This is a genomic window from Leucobacter sp. Psy1, assembly GCF_020096995.1.
In the GTDB taxonomy this organism is placed as follows: Bacteria; Actinomycetota; Actinomycetes; order Actinomycetales; family Microbacteriaceae; genus Leucobacter.
In genome coordinates, this window is record NZ_CP083692.1 from 2,758,473 (window position 1) to 2,778,843 (window position 20,371).

A 20,371-nucleotide genomic window follows, 5' to 3' on the forward strand; every position below is an offset into this window, starting at 1 on the left:
GGGCCTGGGTCCTCGGGTGCGGCGAGCCGGTGCACGTCGCACGAGGTGACTATAACCCGCCAAAGGTAGTTTTTGGCAACCTTTTTTCTCCCGCAATGCGGACTGTCGTAGACGTAGACTCTGTGATGTAATGGACGGGTGATCGTCCATTAGCGTGGCATCACCTCAACGGCGAGCAAGGAGAGCACATTCATGATCCCCCCGAGCGGCAACCTCACAACTGATGAACTGCGGAGCGCCGTGGCGGCTGACGAGGTCGACACCGTCATCGTCGCCTTCACCGACATGCAGGGACGACTCGTGGGCAAGCGCGTGTCCGCTCGCCTCTTCCTCGAAGAGGTCATGGAGGGTCATGCGGAGTGCTGCAACTACCTGCTCGCCGTCGACGTCGACCTGAACACGGTGGACGGGTACGCACTCACGAGTTGGGAGAGCGGGTACGGCGACATGGCGATGATCCCGGATCTCAGCACGCTGCGACGCACCCCCTGGATCCCGGGGACCGCACTCGTCATCGCTGATCTCGTGAGCGCGAGGGACCACACCCAGATTCCGGTGGCACCCCGTCAGATCCTACGCACCCAGGTCGACCGCCTCGCCGAGCGCGGGCTCTCCCCCGCCGTGGCCACCGAACTCGAGTTCATCGTCTTCGACGATGACTACCGGACCGCGTGGAAGAAGCGGTACCAGGATCTCGCGACGGCGAGCGACTACAACATCGACTACGCGCTCCACGCGTCGACCCGGATGGAACCGCTGCTTCGCGACATCCGAAACTCCATGGACGGCGCCGGCATGTACAACGAGGGCGTGAAGGGAGAGTGCAACCTCGGCCAGCAGGAGATCGCGTTCCGCTACGCCCACGCCGTCAACACCTGCGATAACCACTCGATCTACAAGAGCGGCTCGAAGGAAATCGCGGACGCGCACGGCAAGTCGATCACGTTCATGGCGAAGTTCAACGAGCGCGAAGGGTCGAGTTGCCACATCCATGCCAGCCTGCGCGACTTCCACGGGAGCCCCGTCTTCGCCGAGGACGCCGACCCTGACGGCATGAGTCCGATGTTCCGCCAGTTCATCGCGGGTCAGCTGAAGCTCATGCGCGAATTCACCCTGCTGTACGCACCGAACATCAACTCGTACAAGCGCTTCGTCGAGGGCAGCTTCGCGCCGACCGCGGTCGCTTGGGGCTTCGACAACCGCAGTTGCGCGCTCCGTGTGGTCGGAAAGGGTCACAGTATGCGCGTCGAGAACCGAGTGCCCGGAGCCGACGTGAACCAGTACCTCGCGGTTTCCGGTCTGCTCGCCTCCGGCCTCTACGGGATCGAGCACGAGCTCGACCTCGAGGACGCACTCACGGGCAACGCCTACACGAGCGGCGTCGACCGGGTCCCGACGACCCTGCGCGAGGCCGCGGACCTCTTCGACGGTTCCACAGTCGCTCGGGAGATCTTCGGTGACGAAGTGGTCGACCATTACGTGCACGCGGCCCGTGTCGAAGTCGCGGCGTTCGATGCAGCCATCACCGATTGGGAAAGGATTCGCGGTTTTGAACGCCTCTAGCCCGGGTGAGCGACCACCGCTCATCGGCATCACGACCTATCTCGAGCAGGCGCAGACCGGGGTGTGGGACGTTCGAGCCTCGTTCCTGCCGAAGGTATACATGGACGCAGTCACCGACGTCGGGGGCGTGGCGATCCTTCTCCCCCCGCAGCCGGCGACACCGGAGATCGCGCGACATGTTCTCAGAGCCCTCGACGGGCTGATCGTCTCGGGCGGCGCCGACGTCGACCCCGCACTGTACGGGCAGGATCCGCACCCGATGACCGGGGCTCCCCGTGAGGATCGTGACGCGTGGGAGACCTTGCTGCTCGAAGCGGCGATCGATCTCGAGATCCCATTCCTCGGCATCTGCCGCGGCGCCCAGGTGCTCAATGTGGCTCTCGGGGGCGATCTGATCCAGCACGTGCCAGACCTCGTCGGCGACACCCGCTACCAGCCAGGCGCAGCGATCTTCGGCGAAACGGAGATCTCGGTGGAGCCGAACACCCGGATCGCGGAGCTCCTCGGCGACGACCGCAGCGCCCGAGCCCACCTGTACCACCACCAGGCCATCGGCGCCGTCGCGCCACGACTCGAGGTGACGAGCCGATCCAAGGACGGCATCATCGAATCGGTTGAGCTCCCCTCGGTGCCGTTCGGCGTCGCCGTGCAGTGGCACCCGGAGGAGCACGCCGAGGATCGACGCCTGTTCGCAGGCGTCGTCCGCGCCGCACGGGACTACCGTGACGCCCGCGCAGGCGCCAGCATTCCGCGAGACACCTCGTCCGCAGCCCAGATCACGAAGGAGCACGCATGAGCTATACCGTCGTCAACCCCGCAGACGAGACGCCCGTCATCGACGTCGCCCGCGCCGACGTGGCGGAGACCGACGCCGCGATCGCTCGCGCTGCGATCGCCCAGCGCGAGTGGGCGGCGCTCGCCCCCGCCGACCGGGCTCGACTGATGCGCAGATTCGCCGCTGCCGTCGACGGCGACCTGGAGCACCTCGCCCAGCTCGAGACTCGGAACTCCGGCCACCCGATCTCCTCCTCTCGAGGTGAAGCCGGAACCGCCCGCGACGTCATCGAGTACTACGCCGGCGCACCCGAGCGGCTCATCGGCCAGCAGATCCCGGTCTCCGGCGGCATGAACGTCACCTTCCATGAGCCGATCGGAGTCGTCGGCGTCATTACGCCCTGGAACTTTCCGATGCCCATCGCCTCGTGGGGATTCGCGCCGGCCCTCGCCGCAGGCAACGCCGTCATTCTGAAGCCCGCCGAGTGGACGCCGCTCACGAGCCTCCGACTCGGCGAGTTGGCACTCGAGGCAGGCCTGCCCGAGGGGCTCTTCCAGGTGATCACCGGTCGCGGCTCGGTAGTCGGCGAGCGCTTCGTCACCCATCCCGGCGTCGGCAAGGTCGTCTTCACGGGTTCGACAGAGGTCGGCTCTGGCGTGATGGCGGGCTGCGCAGCGCAAGTGAAGGACGTGACACTGGAACTCGGCGGCAAGAGCGCGAACATCGTCTTCGCCGACGCCGACATCGAGAAGGCCGCGGCGACGGCCCCCTACTCCGTCTTCGACAATGCGGGCCAGGACTGCTGCGCGCGCAGCCGCCTACTGGTGCAGCGCTCGGTGTACGACCAGTTCATGGAGCGCTTCGAAACCGCCGTGCAGAACGTGGTCGTCGGCGATCCCACCGACGAAGCGACGGAGGTCGGTCCTCTCGTCACCGCGAGCCACCGCGACAGCGTGGCCGCGTTTCTCACGGACGACGTGCCCGTCGCGTTCCGGGGCTCGGCCCCTGACGGGCCCGGCTTCTGGTTCCCGCCCACCGTCGTCACGCCGGAGCCCGACGCACGCATCGCTCGGGAGGAGGTCTTCGGGCCCGTCGTCAGCGTGATCCCGTTCGAGGACGAGGCCGATGCCGTGCGCATCGCGAACGACTCGAAGTACGGACTCAGCGGTTCGATCTGGACCCGCGATATCGGCCGCGGCATCCGCGTTGCTCGCGGCGTCGAGGGCGGCAATCTCTCCGTCAACTCGCACGCCTCGGTGCGCTACTCGACTCCGTTCGGCGGGTTCAAGCAGTCGGGCATCGGCCGCGAACTCGGCCCCGACGCGCCATTCAAGTTCACCGAGCTGAAGAACGTGTTCTTCAGCGACGATTAGACGTCTCGGTTCTTCCCCCACCTCCACGACTTCCAAGGACACCACCATGAGCGACATCTCCCCCATCGACCTCACCCAGCGGCTCGCCGGCCGCGTCGCCGTCATCACCGGCGGTGCGAGCGGCATCGGCCTCGCCACCGCTAAACGGATGCGCGCTGAGGGCGCGCGGATCGTGATCGGCGACATGGACGTCACGAGCGGCGAAGCGGCGGCCGCAACCGTGAACGGCCTCTTCGTCCAGGTGAATGTCACCGACGAAGCACAGGTCAATCACCTCTTCGACACCGCTGCAGCCGAGTACGGGGCCGTCGACATCGCCTTCAACAACGCCGGCATCTCCCCCGCTGACGACGACTCGATCGAGACGACCGAACTGCCCGCTTGGGAGAAGGTGCAAGACGTCAATCTCAAGAGCGTGTACCTGTGCTCGCGCGCCGCACTGCGCCACATGACGAAGCAGGGGCGCGGATCCATCATCAACACGGCTTCATTCGTGGCCGTCATGGGTGCGGCCACCTCGCAGATCTCGTACACCGCTTCCAAGGGCGGCGTTCTCGCGATGAGCCGCGAACTGGGTGTGCAGTTCGCGAAGCAGGGCATCCGGGTCAACGCGCTGTGCCCGGGGCCCGTGAACACTCCGCTGCTCCAAGAGCTCTTCGCCAGCGATCCGGAACAGGCGCAGCGGCGACTCGTCCACGTGCCGACGGGCCGCTTCGCGGAGCCCGAGGAGCTCGCTGCAGCCGTCGCGTTCCTCGCGAGCGACGACGCCTCGTTCGTGAACGCCACGACGTTCCTCGTGGACGGCGGCCTGACTTCGGCCTACGTCACGCCGCTCGACCCCGAGTCCCTGTAGATTCGTGCGTGCCGGGCCGTACGACATCGCGAGGAGCACCCATGCCCACACGTGAGGGGATCGAGTTGCTCGCGCACGCCGTGCGGCCCGCGAACGCGTACGAGGAGACCGTGCAGCGGCTGCTGCAGTCGGTGCGGCTCGGCCTCATCATGCCGGGCGAGCGCCTGCCGTCCGAGCGGGACCTCGCGACGATGCTCGGCGTCAGCCGCGACACCCTCCGCGACGCCATCTCCACCCTTGCCGAAGCAGGATACGTGGTGTCCCGCCGCGGCCGATACGGGGGCACCTTCGTGCGGGACGAACTGCCCGCGGCAGACGGTCCGACCTCCGCTCCCCTTCGCCGCACCCCCGGCGCTGACGATGCCGAGGTCGAGGACGTGACCGTGCTCCGGCGCATCGTGGAAGTCGGCGCCGCACGCGAGGCTGCGGCCCGTGAGCTCCCCGCGAGCGCGCGGGCCGCACTCGCCACTGCGCTCGACGAGTGCGGTTCAGCGAGCCTCCCCCATCACCGTCGACTCGATTCCCGCCTCCATCTCACGATCGCGGAGGTTTCGGGGTCGCCTTCACTCGTACCGATCGCTGCCGACCTGCGAACCCGACTCAACACCCTGCTCGACAGCATCCCCGTGCTCGCACCGAACATCGAGCACTCCAACGAACAGCATGATCGAATCGTCGCGGCGATCCTCTCCGGTCGCGCGGATGAAGCAGCCGCAGCGATGAGCGAGCACATCGCCGGATCCGAAGCGCTGCTGCGCGGCTTCCTCACCGACTCGCTGCGGTAAGGCGCGGCTCGGCCCTCGCGCCGCACGCCCATCTCGGCGGGCGCCCATCTCGGCGGGCGCCGAGTGAACGCATTCCGTTGCGAAAACTTCAATCCTGGAACCAATCGCGTTCGCTCGACGCCAGCGCGCCTCGCCCCCCTCCGTGCACACCTCGAAATCATGGCCGGGGTGCCGCAGTGGCTGTGGAAGGCAGCACCTTGCTTAACCCCTCCCTGCAGAATCGAGCATGCTCACCGATGTCCAGCTCCACGAAGTCTTCGTCGACGAACCGTTCTCCGTAGCGGAAGCGCTGCGGCTCGGCACGACTCGTGAGACGCTGCGGCACCGCAGGTTCGCCGCTCCAAGGTACGGCGTCCGCGCGTTCGAGCACCCCGGGTCCATGCTCGGGCAACGGGCGCTGGGGTACGCACCGCGATTGCGTCGCGGGGAGCGCTTCAGCCACCTCACCGCCCTCGCGCTCTGGGGCTGTCCGATTCGCGCCCTGCGGGGCACCCCGATCGATGTTGAGGTTCCTGCACCTCTCGGTCAAGCGCGCGGGCGCGGAGTGCGCGGGCACCGCCGGGTCAGCGACGATGCGCAGGTCGCGCGCCGAACTTCCGGACCGAGCCGTCGCCTGCCGCTCACGTCTCCCCTGCGAGCCGTTCAGCAGTCCGCGACGCTCCTCCCTTTCTCCGAGTTGATGGTGGCGCTCGATTTCTTCCTCTGCCCTCGGGCGAAAGTCACCGGGTCACGTGCACCGTTCGTCACCCGGCAAGAGCTTGCGGACTACGTGAGTACCGCCACCGGCCGCGGGGTGCGACGGCTGCGATGCGCGGCCGAACTCGCGCGAGCCGGGGCCGAATCACGGATGGAAACGCTCATGCGGCTCGCCGGCATCCGCGCAGGTCTCCCTCTCGACATGACGCTGCAGCTCAATATCTTCTCGTCTGACGGGACATGGATCGGTCGGTTCGACCTCGTGGATCCGGAAACCCGGAGCATCTACGAGTACGACGGTGAACAGCATCGGCTCGAGCGACGCCAGTATCTCCGCGATCTGGATCGCCTCGAGCGAGTGCGGGCAGCGGGTTGGCGGGTACTCCGGCTCCACGCCGAAGACCTTCTCGGCGACACCCGGGCTGCACGCCACCGAATGCTCGCGCACTCCGGACGCTCCCCCGTGCCGGTACGGTCCGATCTGGCACGCCTACTCGACGAGCGCGCGAGCGGCCCGACGGAGCCGGTCTTTCCGATCTCGTAACCACGGGTTGCCCGCTCCGCGTGGGGTCACGCCCCGTTCCCTGCGCACCCGCGCCCACTCTGCTTTCGGAACCACGCCGAGTGAACGCAGTTTGTTGCGTTCTCGTGGTTTCCAAAACCAATTGCGTTCACTCGGCACCCGTGTAGCGCAGGCGATCGCGTTCCCTACTCCGCGTTGTCCACCGCGAGCTCCGGGGGCTGACGCCGGAAGCCCCGTGTCACGATCGCAAGCACGACGACGCCGATGCCGAGCCAGATCGACCCGAGTGTGATCGCGTGGATATCGAGCTGCGCGAGCAGCACCGCGATGACGACCATGCCGATGACCGGGGCGACCAGGTAGAGGAGGGGGTTGAGCGCCTCTCCCGACCGCCGCTCGCGGAACCAGTAGACGATGACGGACAGGTTCACCATGATGAAGGCGACGAACGCACCGAAGTTGATGAACGACGTCGAAGTGGCGACGTCCATGAACATGGCGATGAGGCCGACGACGGCGATCGCGAGAATACTGAAGATAGGCGTGTGGAAGCGCGCGTTCACCGCGCCGAAGAACCTGCGCGGCAGCACGCCGTCGCGCCCCATGGCGAACAGGAGACGGCTCCCTGCCGCCTGCGCAGCGAGCCCCGAGGTGAACTGCGCGATGACGAGCGCGGCGAGGAAGACGGCGCCGAAGAGGTTCCCGCCGATCCTGAGCGCGATCTCGGCGGCCGCGGCGTCGCTGTTCTCGAACACTCCGCCTGGGTGGACCAACTGGGTGACATACGACACGACCACGAAGATTCCGCCACCGATGAGGGCGACGAGCAGGATCGCCTTCGGCACGGTCCGGCGCGGTTCGATGGTCTCTTCGGTGAGCGTGGTGACGGCGTCGAATCCGAGGAACGAGTACGCTGCGATGGCAGCACCCCCGGCGATCCCGGCGAATCCGGCGTCTGTGCCGAAGAACGGCGTCGCGTTCACCAGCCCCGCCGCGCCCTGACCCCGCACCACATCGGCGATGGAGAGAGCGACGAAGAACGCGATCACCAGAATCTGGAAGGTCATGAGCACGAGGTTCGCTCGGTCCGCGACCTTGATCCCGATGATGTTGAGCACGGTGGTGACGAGAATGAACCCGAGGATCCAGACCGGCATCGGCACGCCGGGGAACTGCGCCTGCAGGTAGGAGCCGCCGATGAGCCAGATCACCATCGGCAGGAAGAGGTAGTCGAGCATGATCGCCCAGCCGACGAGGAAGCCCACGCGACCGTCGATGGTGCGCCGCACGTAGGTGTAGGCCGACCCCGCCACGGGGAATGCGCGAGCCATTCTTCCGTAGCTATTGGCGGTGAAGAGCATCGCGATCAGGGCGATGAGGTATGCGGAGGCGCTCGCTCCCCCGGTCTCCGAGGCGATGACCCCGAAGATGCCGAGCACGATGAGCGGGGTGAGGTACGCGAGCCCGAACAGCACGAGCGACGGGAGTCGCAGCGTCCGAGCGAGCGCGGGGGCGGACGAAGATGATGACACGGTTGACTCCTCTGTCAGGTGGGTCGAATCGGGATGCGGGTTCAGGGGGTGCGAGGCTCGCGCGGTGACCAGTTCTGCGGATCGATGCGGCCGTTGTAGGCGGGCAGTGGGATCTCGGCGTCCCCGGGCTGGAACTGGCGCCAAATGCGGTTCGTCCCCATGGTGCCCCGGGTGCGTACGTCGGTGACGTGATCCCGATCCACGGCGACGACGAGCGTCTCCTCGCCGATCCCGGCCTCGGCCATCACGAAGCCCTCGGGGCCGACGATAATGCTGCGTCCGCGCCCGATTGGTCCGGCGCAGTTCACGCTGACGACGAAGTTCTGGTTCACGATCGCGTTCGCGCGAGCCAGCACGAGTTCCTGCTCTCGGTCGGGACTCGTTGTCTTCACGATGTTCAGCACCACGTCTGCTCCCAACCAGGCCAGCTGTCTGCTGTGCTCGGGGAACCATGCGTCGTAGCAGATCGAGAGGCCGACCGTGGGATGTTCGCCGGTTTCGGATCGCCCGGCGGCCACCGTCTCATCGTCGAGCGGCTGCACCACGAACTCGGTCCCCGGCCGGTGCGGCTCGAAGGGACGCCAGGGGAACATCTTCCGGTACGCGGCGCGGAGGCGACCCGCGGGGTCGAAGAGGAGCTGCGTATTGGCGAACGCACCATCCGGGGTCGTTTCACCGATGCTTCCGGGGCAGAGCCAGATGCCGTGGGAGCGCGCGATGCTTCCGAGCGCGTCGACCAACTCGGACTCGAGCGCGACCGCCGCGGCTTCGAGCGCTGCCGGTCGAGCGGCTTCGGGGAGATGTTCGGTGCCGCACAGGTGCATCTCCGGGTAGACCAGGAGTTCGATCTCGGGGTGCCGGTTCAGTGTCGACGCGACATTCAGAGCGAATCGTTCGACCGGGTTGTCGCAGGGCAGCGGTGCACGCTGAGCTACTCCGACCGTCATCTTCCCCATGGAACCTCCTCGTTCTCCCACACGAACACCTTGAAGTGATCAAGTTGAACATGATCAATGTGATCACTATAGGTGGAAGCATCGATAGACTCAAGCCATGCCGGAGAAGGAAGCCGTCGATGCGGTCGCAGCGCGCGCCTTGATCGACGCGCCGGGATCGGCGGCACTCACGCGCCTGTCCGCGGTGGAGACCGTGCGGGCGCGGGTATTGCTCTCGATTGAACACGGTCTACTCGCCCCGGGAGTACGTCTCCCGCGTACCGAACTGATCGCCTCCGGCCTCGAGGTCAGCCCGATCACCGCCCGCCGCGGGCTCGAGAGCCTGGTCGAGGACGGCGTGCTCATCCGAGTCCCCGGGAGAGGCGGAGGCACCTTCGTGGCCGAGCACCCTCCTCGCCTCAACGACTCAGCAGTGACCGCGTACCGTGCCGACACCGATGCCGTACGACGCCTCATCGATCAGCGCAGTCTCATGGAGAGCGCCATCGTGCACGAGGCTGCGCTGAGGGCCACACCGCGGCAATGCGATGAGCTCGACCGCCTCATCGAGCAGTCGCAGCGCGCGGCAGACTGGCACGAGCACCATGTTCCGGATAGCCGGTTCCACCATTTGGTGGGCGAAATCAGCGGCCTTCCCGAGCTCCCCGCCTACTTGACGGTCTACGAGGCGCTGCTGCGGTACTACGTGCCCTATCCGATGGACCAATTGGAGGAGGGTCGAGACGAGCACCGGGCACTCGTATCGGCTTTCCGCGCGGGCGACGCGGCTTCGGCCGTCGCAGTGACGCGCGCGCACGTCGACGCCCTTCGTCGCGAGATGTTCATCGCTCTTGAATGAGCGGGTTCCTGGCGCCGACGTCGACGACGTCAGGACGGCCGTTTAGTCGGCGACGCCGAACTCCGCTTCGTAGGCGGGCTGTCCCGGGCAAGCTTCGAGGACGTCGCGCATGGCATCGTACTCCGCGGGCGTCACCCACAGTTCGTAGGCGGATTTGACTGAGATCTGTCGGGCGACGTACTCACAGCGGAACCCTTTCTCGGGAGGCAACCACGTCGCTGCGTCGCCATCGCCCTTCGCCGAGTTCGTGGGGCCGTCCACCGCGATCAGGTTCAGCGGCTCGTTCGCCAGATGTTCGCGCTCCTTCTGCGAGAGTTGCTGCGCGCCCTTCTGCCAGGCATCGGAGAGCGCCACGACGTGATCGATCTGCACCGCCTGGGAGGTCTGTTCACCCCGCACGAAGTCGATGCGGTCTCCCGTGTACCAGTCGTCGAGGGTGCCGGTCATCACCTTGCAGTTCCCCTCGAGGGTGAACGCGGTGAAGTCGCGCTGCAGCATGTCGTTCCGGGTGTCGCACCCGTTGCGGTCCACGTCGATCCAGGCTGCGCCGAACTGCCCGGTCCGGTCATAGCCGGTCTTCGGGGCGCGTCCCTTCACGTCGAGCGTCTCGAGCGTCGCAGCGGCGTCGAGCGTGGACACCCGCTCGTACTGCGCCCCGGCGGCAGGAGGCCCGGCGACGCTCCCACCGAAGAGCTCGTCGAACCCCCGGTCGTCGAACGCTTCATACCCGAGCCCGACGAGCACGATGAGGGCCAATGCGCCCCCGAGCCACCCACCCACCGCTTTTCGACGCATGGGGTCGAGCCTATCGGCGCCCGCCTGAAGAGGCGTACGGCCCCGGTGATGTGCGGAACGTGGAGTCAGTACGCGCCAACGGGTTTCACGACGGTCTTGGCCGTGCGCAACAGAATGAGGAGGTCGCCGACCATCGACCAATTCTCGACGTAGTAGAGGTCGAGTCGCACACTGTCCTCCCATGAGAGGTTGCTCCTGCCGCTCACCTGCCACAGTCCCGTGATTCCGGGTTTGACGAGCAGGCGCCGGTGCACCCAGCGCTCGTACTGGTCCACCTCGCTCGGCATCGGCGGGCGAGGCCCGACGAGTGACATTTCGCCTCTGACGACGTTCACGAGTTGCGGCAGCTCATCCAGCGAATGCCGCCTGAGGAAGCGCCCGACTCGGGTCACCCGCGGATCCTGCTTGAGCTTGAACAGCACGTTCTTGCCGTCCGGGAGGTCGAGGAGGCCAGGAAGCTGGTCTTCGGCGTCCATCGCCATCGATCGGAACTTCAACATGGAGAAGCGGCGCGTCCCCAAGCCCACCCGTTCCTGCCGGAAGATGACCGGGCCGGGACTGTCCATCCGCACGGCAATCGCGACAGCGGCGAACACCGGACTCAGAAGCGCAAGCAGCACCGTGGCACCCAGGAGATCGAACATCCGCTTCGCAAACTGCTTCCGGCCGACGAACTCCGGATACTCCACGTGGATGAACGGAAGCCCCGAGACCGGCCTCATGTGAATGCGGGGCCCGGCGATATCAGTGAGAGAGGCGGTGACGATGAGGTCGATCTTGCGCGACTCCAGTTCCCAGCCGATCTCGCGCATGCGGACCGGATCGATCGCGTCCGCACTTGTCATGATGAGCGTATTTACCTTCAGCGCGTCCACTGCCTCGAGGAGCCTGTCGTAACTCGCGACGACGGGCAGGCCCGGCAGCAAATTGCGGTTGGCCCCGTGCTCGGTCACTGCGCCGATGATCCCGAATCCCGAGTACCGGTTTCGCGAGATCTCGCGAGCGACGTGCGCGCTCTTCACGCGCTCGCCCACGATGAGCGTTCGGTAGATGTTCCGATGCCTCCGACGCTGACGGTGCAGTCTCTTCCGCCACATCCATCGCGTGAGCAGCAGGAGGAAGAGCCCGACCGGCAGCGCGAGGAAGAGGTATCCGCGCCCGATTCTCGCCTGCACCGCGAACGCGATGATGGCGTATACCCCGAAGGTCATCAGGGTGAGGTTGATGACCCGCTTGTATTCGACGGGCCCGAGCCCGATGATCTTCGGATCCCGGGAGTCGCCGATGCCGAGGGCGATGAGCCAGGCCGCCGCCAGTGAGAGGGAGACGAGGGAGTATGCGACCTCGAGCGAAGCCCGACCGAAGATCGGAATCTCCAATTCCGTCGGCATGAATCCGAAGCGGACGTACTGTGCACCGAAAACGCTGAGCACGACGATCACCGAATCGGAGATCATCAGCTTCCACGCATACCTGCGCTCCCACGCAGGGGTGCTGTGAGCCATCGGGCTACGACACCCTCTCGCGAGTTCCCACCGGTGCAGACTCCTACTTCAGTTCCCTTTACCCTGACTATGGACTGCACAAAAGTCTAAGCGAAGAGTGGGTGGAGCCGAGCCGCTCGCGGACTTTGCCCTGTTCGAAGATGACGTTCGCGACTATTTTCGAACAATGAGGAACGCGATGGCTGCCCCCAGCCATCCGCCCAGGGAATTCGCGAGAACGTCGAGCAGCGTCGCGAAGCGGTTCTCGAGGAAGAGGAGCTGCGCCACTTCGACCGCGCCGGAGACCAGCGTCGGGATGACGAGTGCGAGCCACCGGTAGCGACGCGGCAGGAGCAGCGCGACGAAGAAGCCGAGCGGCACGAACATGATCACATTCGCTGAGAACTCGAGCGCCCCGTATTCGAACCACGTGGGCACACCCAGGGTATGCAGCGCGTGGAGTACACGCTCAACCGTGCCCTCCATGCCCTGGTCCACCGGCTGCGGCCACAGGGTGATCGCGAGAATGATCGCCCCGAAAACGGCGAGTCCGGCGAGCGCCACGCGCACGCGGCTCGGCGCGACCCGAGGGCGAGGTCTCGCCGGCTCGGCACGGACTTCCTGAGCAGGCTCGACATCGGACTCGCGTGCGACCTCAATGGTCTGCGTATCCGTCACCGGCTCAGAGCCCGGAATATGCGTGGAGTCCCTTGAAGAACACGTTGACCACGGTGTAGTTGAAGATGATCGCGGAGTAGGCGATGATCGACAGCCACGCCGAGCGGGTGCCGCGCCAGCCGCGGGTGGCCCGAGCGTGGATGAAGCCCGCGTAGAGCACCCAGATCACGAAGGTCCAGACCTCCTTGACGTCCCAGCCCCAGTAACGACTCCAGGCGGCTTCGGCCCAGATGGCGCCGGCGATGAGGGTGAACGTCCAGAAGACGAAGCCGATGATCGCCATGCGGTACGAGAGGTCCTCGAGACGCACCGCATTCGGCATCGTCGTCATCCAGCGCATGCCGCTGTAGGGGCCGTTGTCGGTCGAGGTGACCATGCCCTCGCGACGGGTCTGCAGCAGCTGGAGGATCGAAAGCCCGAACGAGAGGGTCAGGAACGCGATCGCCAGCACCGCGACGAGAATGTGGATGACGAGCCAGTAGGAGTCGAGCGCCGGCATGAGCGGCACGATCTCGACGTAGTAGTTGATCTTCGTCACGGCGAGGAAGAGGACGGTCATCCCCGTGACGAGCGCTCCGAGGAACCGCAGGTCGACGAAGAACTGGACGACCAGGAAGATGAGAATGATCGCGAGCGTCGCCGTGAGGGCGAACTCGTACATATTGGCCCACGGCACCCGCTCGGCACCGATGCCGCGCATGACCGTGGCGGCGAAGTGGAGCACGAAGCCGAGCACGGTGAGCGAGAACCCGATGCGGAGAGTGCGCGACCGGGTCCGATCCTCGCGGGATCCGCCAGCGCCGGCCGCAGTCCGCGTGTCGGGGCGGGTCAGCACATCGGTACCACCGGCGGTGCTGCCGCCACCTGCGCTCGCGTTCGCCGGAGCGGCCGATCCCGCTCGACCCGAGGTCTGAGCCACCGCCGCGACGTCACCGCTGCGGTTCGCGAGATCGACGACGTAGAACACGAACGCGATCGCGTAGACGAGCATCGCCGAGTAGAGCGACAGCGTTGAATATTCCTCGAGCACCACGATTACTCAGCCTAACCGCTCAGGGACGAAAGTCGCTGGGAATCCTGAGTCACAACAGATCCCGATGCCGGTCGCGAAGGTCGTTCACGGCCCGCTCGAGCGAGGGGTCGTCTCCGCGGGCCAGCGCCGCGTACTGGAGCGCGATGCCGTCGTCGGTCTGCACCGCCTTCACCCACATGCGGCGGCGCGGCACGAAGAGCGACCACATGAGGCCGCCGAGCGCGCTCAACGCGAAGATCAGCACCCAGATCTGCGTCGGGTTCCGCATCACGTCGAATGAGGCGTAGCGCGGCACGGCTTCGAAGGAAACGGTGCCCATGCCGTCGGGCAGCTCAAGGGTGTCCCCGGGCGCGAGCTCGAGCGACTCACGATCGACGGCACGGCCGGTGAGCTGCTCCATCTCCCCCGTCTCGAGGGTGTACACGGACTGCGGCACACCGGCATCGAGCCCGAGGTCCCCGACGAAGGCGTCGAGGGTGAGCACGGGGTTCTCGAGGTCAGGGTAGCTCGAGGTGTATGCGCCGCTCTCGAGCTCCGTCTGCGTCGGGTAGAAGAAGCCGCGCAGCCCGAGTTGTGTGTCCTCGCCGTCTGCGGTCGTGATGCCGTGCGGCACCTTGACGACGCCGAGGGAGGTCATGGTGTTGTCCTCCTGCGGAATGAACGGCATCGACTCGCTGTAGACGATCTCGCCCTCGGCGTTGCGCACCGTGATGGTGGGCGCGTAGCCGTTCGCAATGAGGTAGATCGGCGATCCGTGGGTGCGGAGCGGCTGATTCACCTTGATCGTCTCGTCGGACGTCGATCCGTCGGTCTCGATGAGGGTCATGTCGGCGTTGAAGTCCTTGACCTGGCCGATGGCGTTGAGATTGCCGTCCTCTGGCGTCATGTACGAGACGTCGAACGAGTCGAGCCTGAGCGCGAACGGCTCGAGCGACGAGTCGTCGAAGGAGCGGCCCGAGTTCACGGTGTCGTAGTCGATGAGTTGATTCACCATCGTCTCGCCCTCGACGAGTACTTTCTGCCCGTTGAAGGTGATGGCGGTCCCGATACCGACGGCGATGAGCACGCCGAGCAGGGAGATGTGGAAGATGAGGTTGCCGGTCTCGCGGAGGTACCCGCGCTCCGCCGACACCGAGACCTCGGTCGCACCGCGCCGCGTCACCCGCTGTACCGAGGTGCGGTAGCGCTGCTGCTTCAGGATCCGCTCCGCCTCGGCGATCGCCTGCTCCGCGAACTCCTCGCGCTCGTCCGGTCCGGCGTTCGGATTGGAGATGCGGGTCTCCTGGAACCCGACCATCCGCTGCAGACGCGCGGGAGTCTTCGGAGGCTGGCCCCGCCACGCCTTCCAGTGGTGCATGATGCGGGGGATCACGCAGCCGATGAGCGAGATGAACAGCAGCAGGTAGATCGCCGAGAACCACACCGAGCTGTAGACGTCGAAGGCCTGGATCGGGAAGGCGTCAAGAATCGGGAAGAGGTCGGGGTGATCCTGCTCGTACTGGAGCACGCCGTTGGGGTCGGCCGCGCGCTGCGGGAACAGCGACCCGGGAATCGCGGCGACCGCGAGCAGCAGCAGCAGGATCAGCGCCACCCGCATGCTCGTGAGCTGCCGCCAGAACCAGCGCAGCCAGCCGCGCCAGCCGAGGTCGGCGCCGCGCGCTTCGGCCGGGGCCGGAGCGCCCGATCCGTCGTCGTAATCAGAGGGCCGGGACAAAACCGTCAATCACCGCCTGCATCGCATACATCATTCTCGTCCAGAGACCGGTCGCCATGAGTGCGCCGATCACCATCAGCATTACGCCGCCCGCGACGTTGATCGCGCGGATGTGCCGCTTCATGAATCCGGTGGCCTGCGTCATCCAGCCGAAGCCGAAGCCGGCGAGCACGAAAGGCAATCCGAGGCCGATGCAGTACATGACCCCGAGGATCGCGGCCCGCCCGGCCGACTCCGACTGCAGGCCGAGCCCCATGATCACGGCCAGGACCGGGCCCATGCATGGCGTCCATCCGATGCCGAACACGACACCGAGCAGGGGCGCTCCAGCGAGCCCGAGTCGCGGCTTCAAGCGAAGTTTTGCACTGCGCTGCATCCCGCTGAACACCCCGATGAAGACGAGGCCCATCAGGATGATGAGCACGCCCACGATCCGGGTGATGAGTTCCTCCCACCGCAGCACCCAGACCGCGACGGTGCCGGCCAGCGTGATCATGGAGATGAAGACGGCGGAGAACCCGGCCACGAAGAGCAGCACTCCGGCAACCGTGCGCCACTTCGTTCCGCGGGGTCGCACAGCGACCGCGGTGGCAGCTGTCGCGCCGGCGGCAGGCTGGTCAGCCGCCCCGACGCCCGTCGGCACCGGGGTCGCCGTGGCGGAGACGTACGCGAGATATCCGGGCACGAGCGGCAACACGCACGGCGACAGGAACGAGAGCACACCGGCGGCGAGCGCGATCACGGAGGCGACGAGCAGCTGCCCGTCGGCGACGAGATCTTGGATGCTCACCCGCGTCTACGCAGACTCGTCGAGTGTCTCGGTGATGAGCGTGCGCAGCTGCGAGGCGTCGGCGAGCTGACCGAGCACGCGGTGCGCGACGCGGCCCTCGGTGTCGAGCACGAGCGTGGTCGGCACGGCGTTGAGCGGCACCTGCCCGGCGAACGCCTGCTGCACCGCTCGGCCGCCTGCCGCGTCGAGGATCGAGGGGTACTCGATGCCGAACTGCTCAGCGAACTGCTCGGCCTGCGCTTGCTGGTCGCGGGTGTTCACGCCGACGAACTGCACGCCCTCAGGGCTGAACTCTTCGTAGGACTCGACGAGGTCTGGCGCCTCGGCTCGGCACGGGGCGCAACCCGCGTACCAGAAGTTGACGACGGTCACGTTGCCGATGGTGTCGTCCGAGCTGAGTGTGCCGCCGAACTCGGTGTCGCCGCTGAACTCGACGGGGTCGGTGCGGTCGGCCGGCGCAATGCTGAGCGACGAACCGTCGCCGGACACGTACCCCTTGTCGCTGGCCTCGTCCCACTGCTGGGAGAGATTGTCGTTGCCGCCGCTGCAGCTCGCGAGGGCGAGTACGGCGACGAGTGCGACCCCTGCGGTCGCGATTTTGCGATACTTCACACGGCTCCTACGTCGACGGAGTCTTCGAGCAGTCCCGAAGCGGGGCTGCGGTAATCCACTTCGAACCAGCGCCCGCCGCGCCGTTCGAACGTCGTGATGCTCGACAGGTCGCAGCGTCGCTTCGACGGGTTGTGGGCGAGAGGCCGACCCGCGACGTCGAGGTGTGCGATCCAGATGGGCGACTGATGGCTGACCATCACGATGTCGCCCTCACGAGTTGCATCCCAGGCATCGTCCATCGCTTCGCGCACGCGCGACGCGATGCTGCGGTACCGCTCACCCCAACTCGGGCGGAGCGGATTCCAGAGGCGATACCAGTATCGGGGCTGCTTGAACGCGGAATCGTCTCCCGAGTTCGGCTTGCCCTCGAAGAAGTTGGTGGGCTCGATAATGCGCTGGTCGGTCGCGATCTCGAGGCCGAGCACGCTCGCGATGGGCCGGGCGGACTGCTGGGCCCGCTGCAGCGGAGACGCGATGAGTTTCGTGATGTCGCGATCGCTCGCCGCGATCTCCCGAGCCGCGGCCTCGGCCATCTCGTGCCCGCGTTCGGACAGACCGAACCCGGGGAGGCGCCCGTAGAGCACACGGTCGGGGTTGTAGACCTCGCCGTGGCGCACCAGATGCAGGAGTTTATCGCTCACGCCTCCAGTCTACGGCCGCGTGCCGGGGAAATTCCTTGGCGGTCAGCCGACGGGGCTCCAGCCGAGCGCCGGACCGATCCGCGTTGCCAGTTGATCGAGGATCTGCCGCCAATCGGCGAGCTCGAACTCGAACGGCAGCTCGAACAGGTAGTCGTCGGCCGCTTGGAAGGCGGGGTCTCCCTCGATGAAGGCGACGATCTCGTCGAGGGAGCCGACGACGTCGGGAGCCACGATGGTGTTCTTCCCGTGAATCCGGCCGACGCGACCCGCTCGCCCCTCCGCGTATGCGCGGTACTTGCGCACCTGATCCTCATCCGCACCATCGGTCGGCACGATCACCCGCGCCACCGCCACGCGCCGCGGTGTGGGCGATTCAGCCCGGGCCGCCGCCGCGCGGTACGCCTCGATCTGCGACCGCTGCACCCGGGAGAAGTCGGTGTCCCCGTCAGCGGAAGTACTGATGTTGCTCACCAGCCAGTGGAACCCGGCGCTCCCCGCCCACTCCGCCGAACGGAGAGAACCCCCTCCGTACCAGAGTCGCTCGGAGAGTCCCGGGCTGTGCGGTTCGACGCGTTCGGAGTCGAGGTCGCCCCCGATACCGGCGTAGGGCAGGACTTCGCGCACGCGATCCCCGGCGAGCAGGCCGCGCAGCCGTTCGATGCGCCCATACCCGTAGTCCTCGTCACGCCATCCGGTGTCGTGGACGATGTCGTTAACCGCTTCGTCGTACGCGGGCGGGTGGACGCTCAGGCCTGGACTCACCCGGCCTCCGGAGAGCACATCAGCGGTCGCGAGATCTTCGGCCAGCCGGAACGGGTTCTCGTGACCGACCGGGATCACAGCGGTGCCCAACCCGATGCGCTCCGTACTGCGGGCAAGCGCACCGAAGAGCACCGCCGGGGACGGGAGGCCGTACTGCAGGTGACGGGTGCGGAGCCATCCGCTGTCGAGCCCGAGACCCTCCGCGAAGCGGAACAGCTCGATCGTCTCGTCCAGTCCGCGCCGTGGATCCTCGCGCTGCATCGGACCGAGGTGAATGAACCCGAGATGCTTCGGAGCTGTCATCGTGCGCCGCCTTTCCAGGATGCCTGCCGATCCCCAGCGTACGACGGTGCGCTCGCGCGCAGCGGAGTGTGTCACTGCGTGACCCCTCACGCGGGCCCGGAGGCGGACCGCTAGACTGTGCGGGTGCTAGAGCGAGTGATGATCAAGGATCTGGCCGCCCGCGAGGACGGCCCCGTCAGCGTTTCCGGATGGGTCGAGAAGGTGCGCGACCAGCGGTACGTGCAGTTCGTCGTCCTCCGCGACGAGACCGGTGCGGTGCAGCTGGTCAACGGAGGGGTGCTGCGCGAGGCCGACCCCGAGAATCCGCGCTCCGACATCCTGCTCGAGCGGACCACCACCATCTCCGAACTGTCGCACGGCAGCTTCGTCACCGTCAGCGGCGAGCTGCAGCACAATGAGCGCGTGAAGCTCGGCGGGGTCGAGATCCAGATCGAGCAGCTCGAGGTCGTCAGCCGCGCCCTGCCCGACACCCCCATCGCCAAGGACTCGGCGATCGAGCACCGCCTCGACTGGCGCTTCCTCGACCTGCGTCGCCCCGAGCAGAACCTCGTGTTCCGCATCCAGACGACGTTCCTGAACGCGCTGCGCCAGGTGTGGGTGGAGCGGGACTTCATCGAGGTGCAGACACCGAAGCTCATGGCGTCCGCTTCCGAGTCGCGCGCCGAACTCTTCGCGGTCGACTACTTTGACGGGCAGGCATTCCTCGCGCAGAGCCCGCAGTTCTTCAAGCAGATGGCGCAGGCGGCCGGCTTCGGCGGCATCTTCGAGGTCGGACCGGCGTTCCGAGCCGACCCCTCGTTCACGTCGCGTCACGCGACCGAGTTCACCTCGGTCGACTCCGAACTCAGCTGGATCGACTCCCACGTCGACGTCATGGAGCTCCACGAGGAACTCATCGTCGCCGGCCTCACGGCGGTCAAGGAGAAGCACGGCGAGGCGATCCAGAAGCTCTTCGGCATCGAGATCACCGTCCCCGAGCGCCCCTTCCCCCGCATCCCCCTCGCCGAGGCGAAGGAGATCGTGAAAGCCGAGGGCTACGAGGTGCCCCGCGCCGACGCCGACATGGATCCGGAGGGCGAGCGCCGCATCGCCGCGCACGTCAAGAAGAAGTACGGCAGCGACTTCGTCTTCCTCACCGACTACGACGCGTCGATCCGCCCGTTCTACCACATGCGCCACGACGATGACGCGCAGCTCACGAAGAGCTACGACCTCATCTACAACGGCACCGAGATTTCGACGGGCGCCCAGCGCGAGCACCGCGTCGAGGTACTCGAGGCGCAGGCCCGCGAGAAGGGCATGGATCCGGCGGAGCTGAGCTTCTACCTCGACTTCTTCCGCTACGGCATGCCCCCGCACGGCGGCTTCGGCATGGGCCTCAACCGCGTGCTCATGCTGATGCTCAAGCAGTCCTCGATCCGTGAGACCACGTTCCTGTTCCGCGGACCGAACCGTCTCACGCCGTAACACTTCTCGACCCCTCGCGCTTTAGGGGCGCGCGCACCACACTCCGTGGGCGCGCGCCCCTATTGCGCAACCCGGGAAGCTGCCTTCACGAGCACTTCAACCGCGACTACTGAGACGTCTCAGACCTACCACTGAGACGCCGTCGATACCCCCATGAGGCGCGGAATCATGCGGCCGACATGGGCATTTTGCGCCCTA

General features: G+C 66.5%; 19 protein-coding genes. 8 read left to right on the forward strand and 11 right to left on the reverse strand.

Annotated elements, in window-relative coordinates:
* Nucleotides 1-192 precede the first annotated feature (192 nt).
* The 6 genes from K8P10_RS13015 to K8P10_RS13040 all read left to right on the forward strand — a co-directional run bounded on the left by K8P10_RS13015 (nt 193) and on the right by K8P10_RS13040 (nt 6,589).
* Nucleotides 193-1,563: a glutamine synthetase family protein gene (locus tag K8P10_RS13015; protein ID WP_224779329.1), complete on the forward strand. Its 1,371-nt coding sequence runs from the start codon at nt 193-195 to the stop codon at nt 1,561-1,563.
* A complete protein-coding gene (locus K8P10_RS13020) occupies nt 1,550-2,359 on the forward strand; it encodes a gamma-glutamyl-gamma-aminobutyrate hydrolase family protein (RefSeq protein WP_224779330.1) in 810 nt (269 codons plus the stop codon). The genes K8P10_RS13015 and K8P10_RS13020 overlap by 14 nt, the downstream gene beginning before the upstream one ends.
* Nucleotides 2,356-3,711 (forward strand): aldehyde dehydrogenase, encoded by a 1,356-nt coding sequence (locus tag K8P10_RS13025; RefSeq protein WP_224779331.1) that lies wholly within the window; start codon nt 2,356-2,358, stop codon nt 3,709-3,711. Before K8P10_RS13020 ends, K8P10_RS13025 begins: the two co-directional genes overlap by 4 nt.
* A gap of 46 nt (nt 3,712-3,757) precedes the next feature.
* Entirely contained in the window at nt 3,758-4,564 is an 807-nt protein-coding gene (locus K8P10_RS13030; RefSeq protein ID WP_224779332.1) for a 3-oxoacyl-ACP reductase, read from the forward strand.
* 41 nt (nt 4,565-4,605) lie between these two features.
* A complete protein-coding gene (locus tag K8P10_RS13035) occupies nt 4,606-5,349 on the forward strand; it encodes a FadR/GntR family transcriptional regulator (protein ID WP_224779333.1) in 744 nt (247 codons plus the stop codon).
* Between the two features lie 226 nt (nt 5,350-5,575).
* Nucleotides 5,576-6,589 carry an endonuclease domain-containing protein gene (locus tag K8P10_RS13040; RefSeq protein ID WP_224779334.1) on the forward strand — a complete coding sequence of 338 codons (1,014 nt, stop codon included), beginning with the start codon at nt 5,576-5,578 and terminating at the stop codon, nt 6,587-6,589.
* 164 nt (nt 6,590-6,753) lie between these two features.
* Here K8P10_RS13040 and K8P10_RS13045 read toward each other — a convergent pair whose 3' ends face one another.
* Together K8P10_RS13045 and K8P10_RS13050 are read right to left on the reverse strand one after the other, a co-directional pair.
* Nucleotides 6,754-8,100: an APC family permease gene (locus K8P10_RS13045; RefSeq protein ID WP_224779335.1), complete on the reverse strand. Its 1,347-nt coding sequence runs from the start codon at nt 8,098-8,100 to the stop codon at nt 6,754-6,756.
* A gap of 41 nt (nt 8,101-8,141) precedes the next feature.
* A complete protein-coding gene (locus K8P10_RS13050; protein ID WP_224779336.1) occupies nt 8,142-9,056 on the reverse strand; it encodes a carbon-nitrogen hydrolase family protein in 915 nt (304 codons plus the stop codon).
* 97 nt (nt 9,057-9,153) lie between these two features.
* Between K8P10_RS13050 and K8P10_RS13055 the strand changes: the two genes are divergently transcribed.
* Nucleotides 9,154-9,894 carry a FadR/GntR family transcriptional regulator gene (locus K8P10_RS13055; protein ID WP_224779337.1) on the forward strand — a complete coding sequence of 247 codons (741 nt, stop codon included), beginning with the start codon at nt 9,154-9,156 and terminating at the stop codon, nt 9,892-9,894.
* Nucleotides 9,895-9,936: 42 nt separating this feature from the next.
* Here K8P10_RS13055 and K8P10_RS13060 read toward each other — a convergent pair whose 3' ends face one another.
* The 9 genes from K8P10_RS13060 to K8P10_RS13100 all read right to left on the reverse strand — a co-directional run bounded on the left by K8P10_RS13060 (nt 9,937) and on the right by K8P10_RS13100 (nt 18,706).
* A complete protein-coding gene (locus K8P10_RS13060) occupies nt 9,937-10,689 on the reverse strand; it encodes an HNH endonuclease family protein (RefSeq protein WP_224779338.1) in 753 nt (250 codons plus the stop codon).
* Nucleotides 10,690-10,754: 65 nt separating this feature from the next.
* Complete coding sequence (locus K8P10_RS13065; RefSeq protein ID WP_224779339.1) at nt 10,755-12,194, reverse strand: sugar transferase; 1,440 nt, start codon at nt 12,192-12,194, stop codon at nt 10,755-10,757.
* Between the two features lie 153 nt (nt 12,195-12,347).
* Entirely contained in the window at nt 12,348-12,851 is a 504-nt protein-coding gene (locus K8P10_RS13070) for a VanZ family protein (RefSeq protein WP_224779340.1), read from the reverse strand.
* A gap of 4 nt (nt 12,852-12,855) precedes the next feature.
* Nucleotides 12,856-13,842 (reverse strand): c-type cytochrome biogenesis protein CcsB, encoded by a 987-nt coding sequence (gene ccsB / locus K8P10_RS13075; RefSeq protein ID WP_224781288.1) that lies wholly within the window; start codon nt 13,840-13,842, stop codon nt 12,856-12,858.
* A 91-nt stretch (nt 13,843-13,933) separates the two neighbouring features.
* Complete coding sequence (locus K8P10_RS13080) at nt 13,934-15,607, reverse strand: cytochrome c biogenesis protein ResB (RefSeq protein WP_224779341.1); 1,674 nt, start codon at nt 15,605-15,607, stop codon at nt 13,934-13,936.
* Nucleotides 15,582-16,388, reverse strand: coding sequence for a cytochrome c biogenesis CcdA family protein (locus tag K8P10_RS13085; RefSeq protein ID WP_224779342.1), 807 nt, complete (start codon nt 16,386-16,388; stop codon nt 15,582-15,584). Before K8P10_RS13085 ends, K8P10_RS13080 begins: the two co-directional genes overlap by 26 nt.
* A gap of 6 nt (nt 16,389-16,394) precedes the next feature.
* Entirely contained in the window at nt 16,395-17,000 is a 606-nt protein-coding gene (locus K8P10_RS13090) for a TlpA disulfide reductase family protein (protein WP_224779343.1), read from the reverse strand.
* Nucleotides 16,997-17,641 carry a histidine phosphatase family protein gene (locus K8P10_RS13095; RefSeq protein WP_224779344.1) on the reverse strand — a complete coding sequence of 215 codons (645 nt, stop codon included), beginning with the start codon at nt 17,639-17,641 and terminating at the stop codon, nt 16,997-16,999. The genes K8P10_RS13090 and K8P10_RS13095 overlap by 4 nt, the downstream gene beginning before the upstream one ends.
* Before the next feature lie 42 nt (nt 17,642-17,683).
* Nucleotides 17,684-18,706, reverse strand: a complete 1,023-nt coding sequence (locus K8P10_RS13100) for an LLM class flavin-dependent oxidoreductase (RefSeq protein ID WP_224779345.1) — start codon at nt 18,704-18,706, stop codon at nt 17,684-17,686.
* 138 nt (nt 18,707-18,844) lie between these two features.
* Between K8P10_RS13100 and aspS the strand changes: the two genes are divergently transcribed.
* Nucleotides 18,845-20,173: an aspartate--tRNA(Asn) ligase gene (gene aspS / locus K8P10_RS13105; RefSeq protein ID WP_224781289.1), complete on the forward strand. Its 1,329-nt coding sequence runs from the start codon at nt 18,845-18,847 to the stop codon at nt 20,171-20,173.
* Nucleotides 20,174-20,371: the final 198 nt, after the last annotated feature.

What these genes read in the sequence shown, in the direction of transcription:
- K8P10_RS13015 (WP_224779329.1), top strand. Translation starts at nt 193, where the DNA reads ATGATCCCCCCGAGCGGCAACCTCACAACTGATGAACTGCGGAGCGCC.
- K8P10_RS13025 (WP_224779331.1), top strand. Translation starts at nt 2,356, where the DNA reads ATGAGCTATACCGTCGTCAACCCCGCAGACGAGACGCCCGTCATCGAC.
- K8P10_RS13030 (WP_224779332.1), top strand. Translation starts at nt 3,758, where the DNA reads ATGAGCGACATCTCCCCCATCGACCTCACCCAGCGGCTCGCCGGCCGC.
- K8P10_RS13035 (WP_224779333.1), top strand. Translation starts at nt 4,606, where the DNA reads ATGCCCACACGTGAGGGGATCGAGTTGCTCGCGCACGCCGTGCGGCCC.
- K8P10_RS13040 (WP_224779334.1), top strand. Translation starts at nt 5,576, where the DNA reads ATGCTCACCGATGTCCAGCTCCACGAAGTCTTCGTCGACGAACCGTTC.
- K8P10_RS13050 (WP_224779336.1), bottom strand. Translation starts at nt 9,056, where the DNA reads ATGGGGAAGATGACGGTCGGAGTAGCTCAGCGTGCACCGCTGCCCTGC.
- K8P10_RS13055 (WP_224779337.1), top strand. Translation starts at nt 9,154, where the DNA reads ATGCCGGAGAAGGAAGCCGTCGATGCGGTCGCAGCGCGCGCCTTGATC.
- K8P10_RS13060 (WP_224779338.1), bottom strand. Translation starts at nt 10,689, where the DNA reads ATGCGTCGAAAAGCGGTGGGTGGGTGGCTCGGGGGCGCATTGGCCCTC.
- K8P10_RS13065 (WP_224779339.1), bottom strand. Translation starts at nt 12,194, where the DNA reads ATGGCTCACAGCACCCCTGCGTGGGAGCGCAGGTATGCGTGGAAGCTG.
- ccsB (WP_224781288.1), bottom strand. Translation starts at nt 13,842, where the DNA reads ATGCTCGTCTACGCGATCGCGTTCGTGTTCTACGTCGTCGATCTCGCG.
- K8P10_RS13100 (WP_224779345.1), bottom strand. Translation starts at nt 18,706, where the DNA reads ATGACAGCTCCGAAGCATCTCGGGTTCATTCACCTCGGTCCGATGCAG.
- aspS (WP_224781289.1), top strand. Translation starts at nt 18,845, where the DNA reads ATGATCAAGGATCTGGCCGCCCGCGAGGACGGCCCCGTCAGCGTTTCC.